Here is a 13,630-nt window from a genome sequence, read left to right on the forward strand (position 1 = left end):
GGCGCGTCATGGCACCGTCCGCAGCCACTGCACAGACTTGGCCACGCCCTCCTCAAAAGCCATCGCCGGGGCCCACAGCAGTTCCTCCCGGGCACGTTGGATGTCCAGCACATTGACCGGAGGGTCAAACGGACGCGCCAGAAAAACTCTCCGGTCTATAGTCTTGCCCAACAACTGCTCCAGGGTATGGATGATGTCGTTCACACTGTGTCCCGTACCACCACCAATGTTGAAGATCCGCGTCGGCCCCTCGTGGCGCGCTGCACATACAAATGCGTGCCCCACATCGGCCGCATAAACAAAATCTCGCACCACGGAGCCATCGCCCCACACGTCTAACGGCTGACCATGCAATGCCCTGTGGGCAAAAACTGCAATCACGCCTTGCACTCCATGGGGCTGCTGCCACTCGCCATAAGGATTGCTTAGCCGCAAGATGCGGCATGGCAGGCCATGCTGCGTCTCCTCGATACGCAAATGGTGCTCAATCGCCAGTTTGGTGGCACCATAAGCTCCCATAGGCATGGTCGGGTGCGCTTCGCTCAGCGGGACAAATTGCGGCCGCCCATACACGGCTCCGCCCGACGAGGCAAACAACAGCCTGGGGCGAGCCTCCTTCTGGCGCAGCGCCTGCAACAGGCGCAGGGTGCCCACCAGGTTGGTCTGCGCGTCCTGCACTGGGTCTTCACTCGCCGTGGCGGGCACGGTGGACGAAGCCAGATGAACGATCACATCCGCACCGCCTACTCTGTCCCACCAGGAGGCCAAGTCAAAACAATCCGCTTGCACCTCACCCGCCAGCCAGGGGGCACTTCCCGGTTGCGGCAGCATCCGGTCCACCGACCACACCGCCATGCCCTCGACCGCCAAGGAGCGTCCGATGTGGCGCCCCAGGAAGCCAGCACCGCCCAGAATGGCGCAACGCATCAGGATTCACCTCGCGGTTTCTGCGCACGGGCGCGCTGCAAGCCCACTTCGAAATCACGGGCCACGGCATCCCAGGTCTGGCTTCGGGCAAACGCCTCGGCACGCTGGCTCATGGCGTGGCGCCGCGCATTGTCCTCCAGCAAGACACACACAGCGTCTGCAAGCTTTTCGGGCGATGACTCCGCCAGCATCACCACATCATCGTTGAGCAGCCACTCCACGTTGGCCCCCCTGTTGGACACCACGGCACAGCCGCTTGACATCAGCTCCAGAGGAAGCAGCGATGCATTGGTGAGCGACAGCACCAGCGCGACATCGCACTGGCTGTAGAGGTCAGGCAGATCGTCCAGCGCCAACGTGCCGCAATTCAGGTGCGGAAACGGAATGTGGTAGCCCGCCGTGTCCCAGCCCGCCAGCACAAACTGCACATCGGGCAAACGCTCCCAGACGGCATTCAGCACCAGCAGGCCCAGTTCAAACGCACGCCGGGGCGTAGGAGGGCGGGCATAGAAGAACACCCTGCGGATTTCCGGCTCGCGCCGGGGCAGGCGGCGGTAACGCTCCAGCTCCACACCAAAACCCACCGGATGGGTGGTCATGCCGTATTCCTGCGCCAGCTTCTGCGCCAGCCAGCCACCAGCCGTGATGCCAAAGAATCCGAAATGGTAGGTGTTCTCGGCCAGCACCGACTCTGACCCCACCGGGTAAAAATGGGGCTCGTAGTCCTGCACGAAATACAGTTTGTGCTGGGCGCCCGCGAATGCCCGCACGGCATAGGCCGTGTCCCAGCCCGTGGCCAGGGCAAACTCGCAAGGAGGCAGTTGGTCCAGCCCCAGCAGCACCTCGGCCTGCAATGGGAAAAAATGCTCGCGTATTTCGTCACGCGCCTCGTCTGCGTTCTGGTGCATGACGGGCTTGCCGATCACGATGGTGGACGTGTAGCCCATCTGCTCCAGATGCCAGATCGTGCGGAAAATATTGAGATGCCCTCCCGAGCCCAGGTTGAAATCGGGGATAAACCACAGAAGGGTTCCCACCCTGGCCTCGCCCGGCAAGGCATGCAGCGCATAAGGCAGTGCAAAGTCGTAATGCCGGAAAACGTCGACATACCGGCCGGGCCCCTGGCGCAGGCGGCGTACCACGGCACGCAGGGCAGGGACCACCCCTTCCTTGCGCACCATCTCCTTCACGCGCCAGATTTTCTTCTTCAGGTTCAATGCCATGGTCAGGCTGCCCCTGCACGCTGCAATTGCTCATCGCGCGACACCGAGCGCAACAGCCAGGCGGGCAGACGGTCATGGCGCGTGCCCAGGTACTGCCCCACCACACGAGCCAGCTCAATGCACGCCATGTACCCTGCATTCTTGAACAATCGCCACCCGCGCAAGCCACCGCTGCGCAACCACGCAAGATCCCGCTTGGCCAAATGCGCGGCCGACCGCAGTGCCTGGGGCAGGTGATCCTGGATGCGGTAGCCAAAATAGAGGTTGAATGATCGCGCCTCGTCAAAATTGCGTTGCAACGTTTCCCACACGCCGAAATCGTGCGAGTGGTACACCACCGCATCGGGAACAAAGGCTTTGGCATGGCCCGCCTCAATGGCGCGCAAGGCCCAGGTCTGATCTTCGGCAAAAGCCACTTCGGGCAAGGGCAACTGCGCCCATACCGAACGACGGATACACGAGTTGTTGCTGGAAAAGAAATGCAACCACTGCCGATAACCGGGGTCGGCCGCAAAACGGGCGCGGTCTTCCAGGCGCACCACCGATAGCTTGTCGCCAAAACCGGCAAAGTGCTGGTTCAGCTCGCAGTGCGTGACGTGGCGGGCGTGGGGATGAGCCCGATGCGGGCCGAAAGCTCCCGCAATTGCAGGATCAGAATCGCAGCCCTGCACCATGTTGGCCAACCATTGCGGGCTGGCGGGCCGTGCGTCCTGTGTGATAAATACCAGAAACTCACCCGAAGCCATCGACGCCAGAAAGTTACGTGTTCGCCCGTGACCGAACTCCGCTGCGGGAATGGTCTCAACGCGCACGCCATAGTGGCGCGCCAACTCGACGGAGCCATCCGACGAGCCAGAGTCCACCACGATCACTTCAAAGGGCCACGGTGCCTGCTGGGCCAGCACCGCCTCCAGCACATCGCCCAGTAAGGGCCCGCCATTTTTGACTGGTATTAATACAGACGCTCGAATATCAGCCATGCGATGCAACAGCAAGTCCTAGAAAAGGCAAACCCGGTAGTCTAACAAATCCGCCTGCAAGGACCTATACAGCGCAGACAAGGAACTACTGCTGAGGCTTCGCTTCCCCCTTGTCGTCAGCCTTTGCCGCAGCGCTATTGGCCTTGGCCATCAGTTCACGGATGGCTGCTCGATCAATCTCCACGCCGTAGCGCTTGAACAAATCCGTACGTATCTGGGTTTGCGCTTCTTCGCGGCAGTAGCTCACTGCACGGGTGGCAGCAAAAGACTTGGCTTCGTCCCACGACAATTGGCGCGCCTCGCGCTTTTGCAGTACCGAGAACAGGTAGACAAATTCGTCGTCCTGCACCGGCCCCAGCAACTCACCAGCCTTCACCGTCTTCAAGGCGCGCATGATGGTGTGATCTCCATCCAGCGTGATCCACCCCAGATCGCCCTGCGCATCCAGCGAATACTCGCCCTTCGCGCGCATCGCTACCAAACCAAACTTGCGCTTACCCGATATCACTGCACGGGCCTGATCCTGCAGCCAAGCCATGGCCGACCCGCCGCCGATCTCCGTTGCTGCCGGCAAGATTATGCGTTCCACTCGCGCTTGCGCTGGGACCACAAACGCTTGCGGGTGCGAATCGAAGTATTTGCGCGCCTCCTGTTCGTTGACCGGAGCCTCGCAGGCGGGCGCCTGCTTTTTGTAGACCGCCAGACCATAAACATCGTCAAAGCGCTTGGGCGCACCCTCACCCCTGCGCGGCAAACCCAACCGCCCCCCTTCGAGCACCAGCACTCGGGTCATGGCCATTTCCTGGACAACACCCTCTACCCCCCAGGCATTGCGCGCAATTTGCCTAAGATCGATTCGGCTGTCCAGGTAGTCCGACAGGTCCTGTTCGCTCACCACCTCGCCATTGGCCAAGCGCGCCAGTGGCTTGCCCGCTGTCACCTGGGCCCAGGAAGAAGCCAGCGACATACACAACACAGCAGCAGCCAAGTACTTGAATTTCAGCTTCATATCTTTTCGTCCTGTTTACGGCATGTGGGGCTTCGCCTGTTCCCACAGCGGCCCATAGATAATTTCGATGCCCATTTTTTTGGGCAGCGCGGCAGAGTTATAGACTACGAGGTCCTGCACGCCGTCCGCATCGGCATCGACCAATTGCAAACCTGTGGCAAAACCATCCAGCGGCAGCCAGCGAGTCTCCTGCACCGAGCCATCGGCATCCAGGCGTTGCAAGGCCAAACGCGAATCCATTGCCCAGATCACCAGATCGTCAGTCAGCGGCAAGACACTCACGGTTCCCACAGGTTGAGGGGCCACTATCCACTGAAGTTCCCCGCTGTCCATATTGAAACGCAGATTACGACCGCCCGTTTCCAGCGCCACATACAGCCAGCGACCAGAAGGCGATGGGCGAGTCTGGCGCGGGATGATGCGAGTCTCCACAGGCACCGTCAACAAATTGCGCGCAGGCCCCTGGAAATTATCCTCTGGCACAAATACCACGCGCTTTTCGTCCAGACAAGCGGCCACCACCCCGCCGGCAGGCGCGCCAGGCACCCGCTGCACACGCACGGGATGCCACGGTGCCTCACACCACTTCGCGCGCTGCACCCGCGTGGCCTCCTCTGGCTGGTCTGGGGCATAGTCAACCCAGACAACCTCCTTTCCCGTGTAAGGCGTGGCCAACAGAAGGAAGCGCCCTTCCGACGCCTGCACCAGCACCACATCACGAGGCGAAATCCCGATAGGAATCTGACGGAGGGGTTGCAAGCGCCCCTGCACCACACGGAACACATCCAGGCTGAAGCTGTTTTCCACCGCCGCGACCACCAGGTCGTCGGTGAGCCAGATGGCACTGTCGGGGTGGTAGGCCACGGATTGCTTGTCCAGCAACCGCGCCTGACGCCCCTGCACCTCATAGAGCACCACCGTGCTCTTTTCATGCTCCACCGCCACCAGTCGGCAACCTGCAGCACCACAGCGCAGTTCACCACCCCAGGCCATGTTGACGTCAATCGCCGTGCGAGCAGGCTGCACCACCGAAGACTCACGATTGCTGGAGGCAGCACCCGACAGCCCCCCTTGAGCTGGTACAGGCGCAGTCTGACAGGCTGCAAGCAGCAGCGCAGCAAGGGTGGTTACAACCACCTGCAAAGGGCGTCCCAATATCATTCCAAGTTTCCTATTTCCGACACACCAAAACAAATAGCGCCAAAGGCGCTATTTGTTTTGAGGGTAGCACAAGACTACCCAGTCTAAGCTTCGATGGCGCAGCAAGCCGCGCCATCAAGTCATTAGAACGCGGCGGACAGGCGGTGTGCGCCCAGCAGCGTTTGCACAGCACCAAAGGCAGGAGCCACGATGGTGGAGTAAGCAATCACAGAACCGCCACCAGCGGACAGCAGAGGACCGACCAGAGCAGGAGCCACAGGAGCGTTAGCTGGAGCCACGCCTGGGTTCCATTCAATGATACCGTCCAGGAACGCTGCAGGGCGACCAGCGATGGTTTCTGGATCGAACCACGACAGTTCGCTTTCAGCCAACGGGAAGTTCACGGATTGACGATTTTGCGCGTTGTCATAGATGTTGACAGTGTGCGTACCGCGCTGGTCACCGGTGGACCACACGGTGATGCGAGTGTCGTTACCGCTGTTTGCGGTGCCGTCGATGAAGTAACGCAGCGACAGTTGAGTCGTAGCAGCCACCGTTGCAGCGCCAGCCACATTGGTCAGGCTCAGAGCGTCCATGGTCGACAGGTTGGTACCAGCGGCCAGGGTCAGAGGACCGTCGATGACGGGCGTGAAGGCCACGCTCTTGCCAGCGACGTCAACATAGAATGCGTTACCAGCCAGTTGACCGGAGGTAGCTGCATCAGCTTGCGTGGCCAAGGTGGCGTTTGCAGGAGCGCAAGCAGTAGCGGCCGTCAGAGCAGCACCGCCCGAACCCACCGCGAACACCAGGTAACCGCGCTTGCCTTCCATGCCAACGCCGGAAGCAGTAGCCCAGTTGAAGCCAGTGTACTGCTTGTTGGTCATGGGGAAGCAGCCGTCCACACCGTGGTTGGAATTTTGGTCGAACCAAGTCCAGAACACGGGGATCGTGCGGCCGGATTGATTCACCAGACCGACAGCGGTCGTGTTGGCAGCGCCATTGTGGATCACGTTAGGAACCACCAGGCCGTTGGAGAACGTGCCGACCGTATAAGCCTGAGCCACACCAGCCGTCAGCGCAGCTGCCGCAACGGCTGCCAGAGCAAATTTTTTCATCTTAAATGTCCTTAGAAAAAAGAAGGAAGCTTCCCACCCTTGCGGGCTGTGCAACCCATCCGTCAAACCGTTTGGGCTGCGAGTATCTTAGCCCGTGAGCACAGGGTTTTCAATCCTTGCATCACTTTCATTTTTTTCACTGTTGTTTTGTTGCAGTAACACAACGGATCACACTCGCAATCGCACCCCTCAAAGAATGCCCTTGCGCTCTGCGTGATACCACAGCCCATCTACCCGCACCCATTCATCCTTCAAGACGACCTCCTGGTCCATCATGCGGATCAACGGTATGGAGTAGGTGACTTTAACATCGACCACGGCCCGGTCGCCCTCCAGCGAACGAACCTCCAGCACACGCACTGCCTGGTAAAGAATGCCTTCGCGCTTTAAGTAGGCTTGCAGCGTCCAACCGGGTTTTTTGGACAACTCCTCATATTTCCAAGACGTCACTGGGTCGTTGTCTTGCACCGACTTCCAGAACTCCTGGGCTCGCTGCAACAGAACCTCGCGGTCTTTGGCGGGCGACGGGCCGCTGGCGCAACCCACCAGCCCGGCCGCCAGAACTGCAATGGCAGGCGCTGCCAAGTAGCTCAGCACGCGACGGCGTTGAAACATAGGCAATTTCATGCATATTCTCCTAGAAAATTGGGGCAAACAAAGCACTCGCCCCCTGTACGTAGTGGCTATCTACTAGATTGTGGTCGCTGCAGCGCTGGGCTCAGCGTTGCAGGGGGGTTTGCGCTGGCAGTGCCGCGGGCACGGGTACCCCACGGTCCAGGGACGGCGCCGACTGCAAGGACATGCTGCGCATGCGCTGACGCATCTCGGCGCTGGCGCTGCGCAGAGCATCATCGTCTTCTAGCGCGCGGGGCGTCATCAACACCAGCAGTTCGGTGCGGTTGTTGTTGTTGGTGGTGTTGCCAAACAGGGCACCCACCACTGGGATGCTGGAGAGCAGGGGCACCCCACTACGGCCGGTGGTGTCGTTTTCACGGATCAAGCCCCCTAACACGATGGGCTCGCCGGAGCGCACGGCCACTCGGGTCTGGATCTGGCGCGTGAGGAACGCCCGCTGGCCCGTGGCGGTATCTAGGTCGCCCACATCGGTCACCTGTTGTGAAATGTCCAGGGTGATCAAGCCTCCCGCATTGACCGAGGGCGTGACGGACAGCATCACGCCCGTGTCTTTGTAGACAATGGATTCAGTCACCAGATTGCCAGTGGTGACTGAAGTGGAGCTCTTGATGGGCTGCTGTTGGCCCACCTGGATGGTGGCGTTGTGGTTGTTCAACACCAGCACCGAGGGGCTGGACAGCAGGCGCACCTGGGATTTTTCGGCCAGGGCATTGAGCGTGGCGCGCACGACCCCCGCCTTGTTGAGAATGGTGTAGGAGAAGCCGGGCTGCTTGGGTCCAATGTCCCCCGTTTTGTTGAGGTTTAGCAGCGCCTGCCCCTCCCGGCCGCCCGAGAGGCTGTTTTGTACAAACCATTCCACCCCATATTGCAGGTTGCCCGTGAGGCTGACTTCCACAATGCTGGCTTCGATCAGCACCTGGGACGGCGCCTTGTCCAGCTCGCGCAGCGCCTGCTCGATGCGGCGGTACTCGGTGCGCGGGGCTCGGATGAGCAGGGCATTGCGCTTTTCATCGGCCACCACACGCACATTGCCGTCCAGCTGGCTGGCGGACGTGAGCGAGGTGTTGTTGGGCGAGGCCTTGTTAATGTTGTTTGCCATGGCCTGGAAGCTTGAGCCACCCGCAGAGCCCGTACCGGTGCTGGAGCCCCCCCCTACGCTGCCGCCCCCAAAGGGGTTGGTGCTGCCTGTGCTGCCAGAGCCAAAACCGGCGCTACCCGCGCCCGCACCCTGGGTGAATTGCGTCGGAGCGGAGCCGCCCGCTACGCCGCCGCCCGACTTGGCCTGCGAGGACTGACCGCCAAACAGACCGTTGAGCATTTCTGCCAGTTGCAAGGCCGAGCCGTTTTGCACGGGGTAGACAAACAGGCTGGCCTCCAGCGTGTCGGTGGGGCGGTCTAGACGCCGCACCCAGGTTTCGACCTGGGTCAGCAGGTGAGCGCGGGGGGTGACCACCACCAGGGCGTTGAGCCGTTCAACCGGAAATACACGGATGAGCCCGCCCAGAGGGCCGGTCGCCTGCGCCGATGCAGCACCCGCCGCAGCGCTACCGCTGGCACCAGGGGCCGCGCCCGCGGGCGCTGCAGGGCTGGCGCCGCCATAGGGGTCAGCGGATTTATCCGATCCCAGCATGGCCTGCAATGCGTCACGCACGACATTGACGTTGGCGTTTTCCAGTACGAACACCCCCAGCGACATGCCGGAGAGGAAGTCCACGTCAAAGGCTTCCACCATCTCCAGCCATCCGCCCAATTGGGCCTTGCTGCCCTGCAGCACGAGCAGGTTGCGCATGCTGTCCACGTAGACGATGGCTTCCTTCGGAGAGATGGGAGCCAGGATCTTGGCCATTTCGGCGGCCGCGATGTGATTCAGCGGCACAATGACCGTGCCCGAGCCCGACAGATCCTTTAAATTGGAAGCGCCGACTACCGGCCGCGCACCCAGGGTGACCGTGCGCTTGGTGACGTGATACACACCTGCGTTATCACGGACGATAGCCAGATCGTGGGGCAAGAGGACTGCGTCCAGCACATCAAGCACCTGGCTGCGCAGCAGCGGCTGGCGAGTGTGCAAGCTCACCACCGCGTCACCACCAGCGTCAATGGTGTAGTTGAGCTTGAGCAGATCGCCCAGCAATGCTGTAGCCAGATTGGCCACAGTAACATTCTCGAAGTTCAAGGCGACCTTGTCGCCCTGAGCCAAAACGGGGTCTACGCGTGGCGCAATGCTGCGCTTGAAGAGCCCGTCGTCTCCAGGGAACAACCTGGAGCCTGTTTCTTTCCGTTTGGTATCAGGCTCTTTTGGCGCCCCTATGGCAGTCGCGGGCTGGGTTTCGGCCACAGCGGACACCGGCGCTGGCGCTTCGCCCTTGCCGGCTGGGGCCATGCCAGTTGTTGCAGCATCCTGCACCGCTGAAGAAGGCACGTGTAGGGGTGCCGCACCTGAAGCGGGACCATTCTGTGTGTTGGCACAGCCTGCGGCTAGCAACGCCAGCAAAAGAATGGAAGGCCGAATGTTCATAAGATGTAACTCCACAATGTTGGGGGGCACTACGGTGGCTGATCTACTGGCTTGCCGCAGGGTTGCGCGCACGATCAGCCACGGGGCCCAGTTTTACGGGCGCTGCTGCCAGGCTTCCCGCCTCCAGTGGCCGCTCCACCTGCCCCTCGTCCGCCGAGGCAAAAACAGCCTTGCGGCCGTCAAACGACACAATGCGCCAGGGCTGCGTAACCGCCGTGATCTTGAGGGTGCTGCCATCCGCACGCTGCAAAATGGCCACACGCTCCCCGCCCGACTCCAGCACCGCCGTCAGCCGCGACTGGGTCAACTCACGCGCCACACTGCCCTTCTTGTCGTCCACATCCAGAGGTCGACGCGACACCCAGAACACCGGGCGCTCCAACGCCTGCCTGGCACGCATAGAAGCAGTCTGCGGGATGGGCTCCACCTTGGGCAGGTCGGGCCGACGCGCCTCCGGAGGTGCCCAGCGGTCTTTTTCGGCCTGCCACCAATAGGCGCTGGCAACCAGGGCAACAGCGGTCAGGACAGGGCCAAGATACCAAGGCTTGAGCATCATGGGGTGGCCTTTTCTGGCGCAAGGGGCGCCTCCAACTGCAAGGCCAGACGCCCAGCTTGCGGCCCAGCGCCCGAGCTGCCGCCTTCGCGAGTGATGCTAGCCGTGCGCACCCAAAACGGCGGACGGTGCATTTGCAGGCTCTCCATGAAAACTACTAGCTTGGACCAGTCACCCGTAACTGTGGCCGTGAGGCGTATGCGCGCCAGCTTACCGTCCACACCCGGCTCCAGGGCAATCTGGGAGGACACCAGGGTACTGCCTGAGGCCACGATCATCTGGCGCAACTTCTGCTGCACATCGTTCTGTGCGGTCTCTCCCGCGGGATGAAGCCATGGAGCCACTGTGCCGCTTGCTGTGCTTAGCAGGGTTTCTATGTCTGCTCCCGCGTTCACCACGCCCTCCAGCCTCTCACTGCGAGGTTCCAGCTGTTGCAATGCGTTGTCATAGCGTGTCCACATAGCCTGGTACACCAACGCAGCACAAACAAGTCCGCCAAAGAACAACAACATCACAACGACCACCGAGTGGCGCAACCACGGATTCATCGGTTTCATGGCTTTGCTCCTTCGCCGCGCCAGCGCATCTCGAAGGTGAAACGCTCCTTGTTCGACTGGCCATCACGCACATTGGCTCCCGTGGCTCGCACGTCAGCCAGCGAGGCATGGCGCCCCAACTGCCCAATGAGCTCAGGCGCATTGGACGTCAAACCCGTGATGCGGATCTCGGAGCCATTGATTTCAATACGATCGAGCCAGGCATCCGCCGGCAAGGCCGCCGAAAGGACGTCGACCACACTGGCGAGCGGCAAATCCGTGCCAACGCTCTTACGCAACTCCTCGGCAATGTCGGCCTGGCGGCGTAGCTCATCCATCTTCTGGCGAAGGGGCGCTGCCTTGGGCACCAGCATGTTGACATGCTCGACCGCCCTCACCACCGCCTGGCGCTTCAACACCAGAGGCATCACTGCAGAAAGGGATAGCGCCACCAGCAGCAGCAAGAGCAGCACCCAGGCGCCACCATCCATCCACCGCTGGCGGCCGCTCTGCTTCCGCCAAGCCACATTGCGCACCGGTACAGCGCACCCCTGACGCACCAGAAACATTGGGGCGCCTTCGCCCAGTCGGTACTTGGTCAGCAGTTGGTCGCGCTCGCTGCGCCTGCACACTCCCCACTGAACGGACCAACCCCCATTGTTATTCGGCTCGGCCTTCCAAGCAGCGACAATCTGGTCCGGCGGGAGAGGGGATACACGCCAGAGCGCCTCATCCACAGCGTCGCTCAAAGCTTTGCGTGGCATCGTGGGAAGTTGCACCGTGCCCCAGAGGCATTCAGATTCGGGCACTAACAACCCCACAGCCTTACGGCTGCCGCGAAGCTTGCGCAAGCGCCCTCCGAGCACCGACCAACACTCCCCGTCGGGTGCTACAACAACGCTCGCGCTGGCGGGCCAAGCACCATGTTCCAGCAACAACCGCTTAAGGTCACCAAAGCCCCAAACAAGGCGGTCAAGCGTGGCTTGCACACGAAGAGATAGCTGCCCCTGACTTGTCATGGCTTGAATTCCTGTTCCGGCTTGGTAAAGCGGCGTGTTGGCTCAACCGAGCGCGTTGTCCAAGGTGTCAGTGCGTCCGGACGTTCGCTGAGGTCAATCCACACCTCGCGCTGCCACCAGCGGTCGCCCTCGGCCTGAGCAAATGCCCGCAAACGCACGGTCTGCCCCCCTGATGAGCGAGCAGGCGTGAAGAACTCGGCAGCTGCTCCCGAAAGAAGCACACCAGCCCGCATTTCCGGTGGAGATTTGTGAATACGCGCACCAAGACCCTGCTGGCCCGTCAGGGCGTCGATCAGCGCAGGGGGAGCGGAATCGATTTCGATGCGTTGCTGCCCGTTGGTACCCAAATGGGGCACGATTATCTCATAGAGCCCCGCAGTCATTCCCAGCACCGACTTCAGGTCGGACAGGTCTTCCAGCGCCGCATTGCGGGGCATGGAGGGCCAACCAGCTGCGCGGTACTGCGCCGCTTCAGCCCCCCCCACACCGCCGGGGGTATCGTCGGGGTCGATGTAGTCCCTCACACGCGAGACAAGGATAGCCGCCTCACCCGGCGAGAGTCCTCCCGCCCTTTGGAAAAGCGCCTGGAGCAGAGCCTCACTGGCGACGTTCACGTCCACCAGCCCCCCAGATGGAGTGATCTCCACCCATGTGTCGGTTTGACCCAAAGACAAGCGCTTAATCTGGTATTGACTGTCCTTGCCCCTGTCCAACAGCAGGCGCTGGGCGGTCAACTGTATCGCTGCATCCAGAACGGATTCCGCTCGCAGGCGCTCCAGATCAAGCGCTGTCCGCTGGATTTGTTGCCGCACCCCTTGCGCACCCGCCAGCACCACCAACGACAGCGCCGCCACCAACCAGAGCACCATGATGAGCGCCGCTCCCCGAGCATTGCGTAACGACCAGACCATCACCGGGCCCTCGCCAAAGTAAACACCAGGGGCGGCCAGACGCCGCGTTCGTCGGCGATTTCGACCCGAACCCTGGCGGGATACCCCGATCTGGACGCGTCCCACTGCTGCGCCCATTCGCCCGTGCGGCCATCTTGGTAGTACCACTGCAAAGCACGCACATCCCGCATCAGCGTCTCACGGAGGGCCTTGCTCCAATCTAGGGCCATGAGCGCGCCGTCGTAGGGAACGGCCTCTACGGAAAGATCGACACGGCCACTGTCATGGCGCAGAGGGTTCATGCGAAACACATAAAGCCCACCCGCATCACCGCGCTCCGGCAAGGGCGCCACCCAAATGACGCCCGCAGCGTTGCCACTGAAGAAATTGACAAAAGTATTCCCATCACGCCGGCTGAGCAGACGCAATGTATCGAATTTGCGCCCAAGCCACTGACTGACCACCAGCATGTGCTCGGAACGATCCATCACGCGCTGATTGCGCTCCTCAGAACGGCCGATTACGCCGAAGCCCGCAAACATCAGAGCAACCACCGCCGCAGTGACAGCCAGTGCAATCAGTAACTCCAGCAGAGTGAAGCCGTGCGACCGGCTTTGGAGAACACGACTCATGGCTCGGACCGGTAAGGCTTCCAGGTGGTCCAGGTCATGACCATCGGACCGTCTTTGCCACGCGTGACTTCGACAGTGAACTTGGCGGCACGCAACGGTGCACCTGGCGCGGGCCGCCCATCCTCTTCACGCAAGGGGATCTGCTCCGCCTGCATCTGGACATGCCAGTGCCAAACCCCTGCAACGCCGCTTGGTTGGCGCTCCGCCTCTTCGGCAAACGTGCTGCTGGCCAGCACCGAGCGGGCCACCAGTGCCGCCTCGATCCGTGACTCGACATCCACCACGCCTTTGGAGCTTTGCCCCACCGTTCGATAGAGGCTGGCGAGCGCAATGGAGGCAATGGACATGGCGACGAGCGCCTCCAGCAGGCTGAAACCCTGCTGGCGCTGCCCATGGAAAGCCTGTCTGCAACTGCCGAAATGAGGGGCCAGGCAGCGCAGCAGGCGACGCAG

Annotated in this window: 14 protein-coding genes; all 14 read right to left on the reverse strand. The window is 61.5% G+C overall.

Annotated features, from left to right (window positions below; genetic code table 11):
• Positions 1 to 6: 6 nt before the first annotated feature.
• The 14 genes from AC1Q64_RS10210 to AC1Q64_RS10275 all read right to left on the reverse strand — a co-directional run bounded on the left by AC1Q64_RS10210 (position 7) and on the right by AC1Q64_RS10275 (position 13,618).
• Positions 7 to 927 (reverse strand): NAD-dependent epimerase/dehydratase family protein, encoded by a 921-nt coding sequence (locus tag AC1Q64_RS10210; RefSeq protein ID WP_291434007.1) that lies wholly within the window; start codon positions 925 to 927, stop codon positions 7 to 9.
• The gene (locus tag AC1Q64_RS10215) at positions 927 to 2,150 is read right to left on the reverse strand and encodes a glycosyltransferase family 4 protein (RefSeq protein ID WP_492251250.1); all 1,224 of its coding nucleotides are present in this window, start codon (positions 2,148 to 2,150) and stop codon (positions 927 to 929) included. The genes AC1Q64_RS10210 and AC1Q64_RS10215 overlap by 1 nt, the downstream gene beginning before the upstream one ends.
• 2 nt (positions 2,151 to 2,152) lie before the next feature.
• A complete protein-coding gene (locus AC1Q64_RS10220; protein ID WP_492251251.1) occupies positions 2,153 to 3,130 on the reverse strand; it encodes a glycosyltransferase family 2 protein in 978 nt (325 codons plus the stop codon).
• Positions 3,131 to 3,215: 85 nt separating this feature from the next.
• Entirely contained in the window at positions 3,216 to 4,025 is an 810-nt protein-coding gene (locus AC1Q64_RS10225; protein ID WP_492251252.1) for a peptidylprolyl isomerase, read from the reverse strand.
• A gap of 129 nt (positions 4,026 to 4,154) precedes the next feature.
• Positions 4,155 to 5,132, reverse strand: a complete 978-nt coding sequence (locus tag AC1Q64_RS10230; protein ID WP_492251253.1) for a lactonase family protein — start codon at positions 5,130 to 5,132, stop codon at positions 4,155 to 4,157.
• Positions 5,133 to 5,422: 290 nt separating this feature from the next.
• The gene (locus AC1Q64_RS10235) at positions 5,423 to 6,394 is read right to left on the reverse strand and encodes a hypothetical protein (protein ID WP_492251254.1); all 972 of its coding nucleotides are present in this window, start codon (positions 6,392 to 6,394) and stop codon (positions 5,423 to 5,425) included.
• A gap of 189 nt (positions 6,395 to 6,583) precedes the next feature.
• Positions 6,584 to 7,021, reverse strand: coding sequence for a hypothetical protein (locus AC1Q64_RS10240; RefSeq protein WP_492251255.1), 438 nt, complete (start codon positions 7,019 to 7,021; stop codon positions 6,584 to 6,586).
• Positions 7,022 to 7,112: 91 nt separating this feature from the next.
• A complete protein-coding gene (gspD, locus tag AC1Q64_RS10245; RefSeq protein ID WP_492251256.1) occupies positions 7,113 to 9,290 on the reverse strand; it encodes a type II secretion system secretin GspD in 2,178 nt (725 codons plus the stop codon).
• A gap of 301 nt (positions 9,291 to 9,591) precedes the next feature.
• Positions 9,592 to 10,104: a hypothetical protein gene (locus AC1Q64_RS10250; protein WP_291434023.1), complete on the reverse strand. Its 513-nt coding sequence runs from the start codon at positions 10,102 to 10,104 to the stop codon at positions 9,592 to 9,594.
• Complete coding sequence (gene gspM / locus AC1Q64_RS10255; RefSeq protein ID WP_291434025.1) at positions 10,101 to 10,658, reverse strand: type II secretion system protein GspM; 558 nt, start codon at positions 10,656 to 10,658, stop codon at positions 10,101 to 10,103. The genes AC1Q64_RS10250 and gspM overlap by 4 nt, the downstream gene beginning before the upstream one ends.
• Complete coding sequence (locus AC1Q64_RS10260) at positions 10,655 to 11,401, reverse strand: PilN domain-containing protein (protein ID WP_492251257.1); 747 nt, start codon at positions 11,399 to 11,401, stop codon at positions 10,655 to 10,657. Before AC1Q64_RS10260 ends, gspM begins: the two co-directional genes overlap by 4 nt.
• A 251-nt stretch (positions 11,402 to 11,652) precedes the next feature.
• On the reverse strand, positions 11,653 to 12,525 hold the full coding sequence (locus tag AC1Q64_RS10265) for a type II secretion system minor pseudopilin (protein ID WP_492251258.1): 873 nt from the start codon (positions 12,523 to 12,525) through the stop codon (positions 11,653 to 11,655).
• A 41-nt stretch (positions 12,526 to 12,566) separates the two neighbouring features.
• Positions 12,567 to 13,178 (reverse strand): prepilin-type N-terminal cleavage/methylation domain-containing protein, encoded by a 612-nt coding sequence (locus AC1Q64_RS10270; protein ID WP_492251259.1) that lies wholly within the window; start codon positions 13,176 to 13,178, stop codon positions 12,567 to 12,569.
• Positions 13,175 to 13,618 carry a type IV pilus modification PilV family protein gene (locus AC1Q64_RS10275; protein WP_492251420.1) on the reverse strand — a complete coding sequence of 148 codons (444 nt, stop codon included), beginning with the start codon at positions 13,616 to 13,618 and terminating at the stop codon, positions 13,175 to 13,177. The genes AC1Q64_RS10270 and AC1Q64_RS10275 overlap by 4 nt, the downstream gene beginning before the upstream one ends.
• Between the last annotated feature and the right edge of the window lie 12 nt (positions 13,619 to 13,630).

It is taken from the genome of Acidovorax sp. GW835-FHT14G06, from assembly GCF_058793595.1.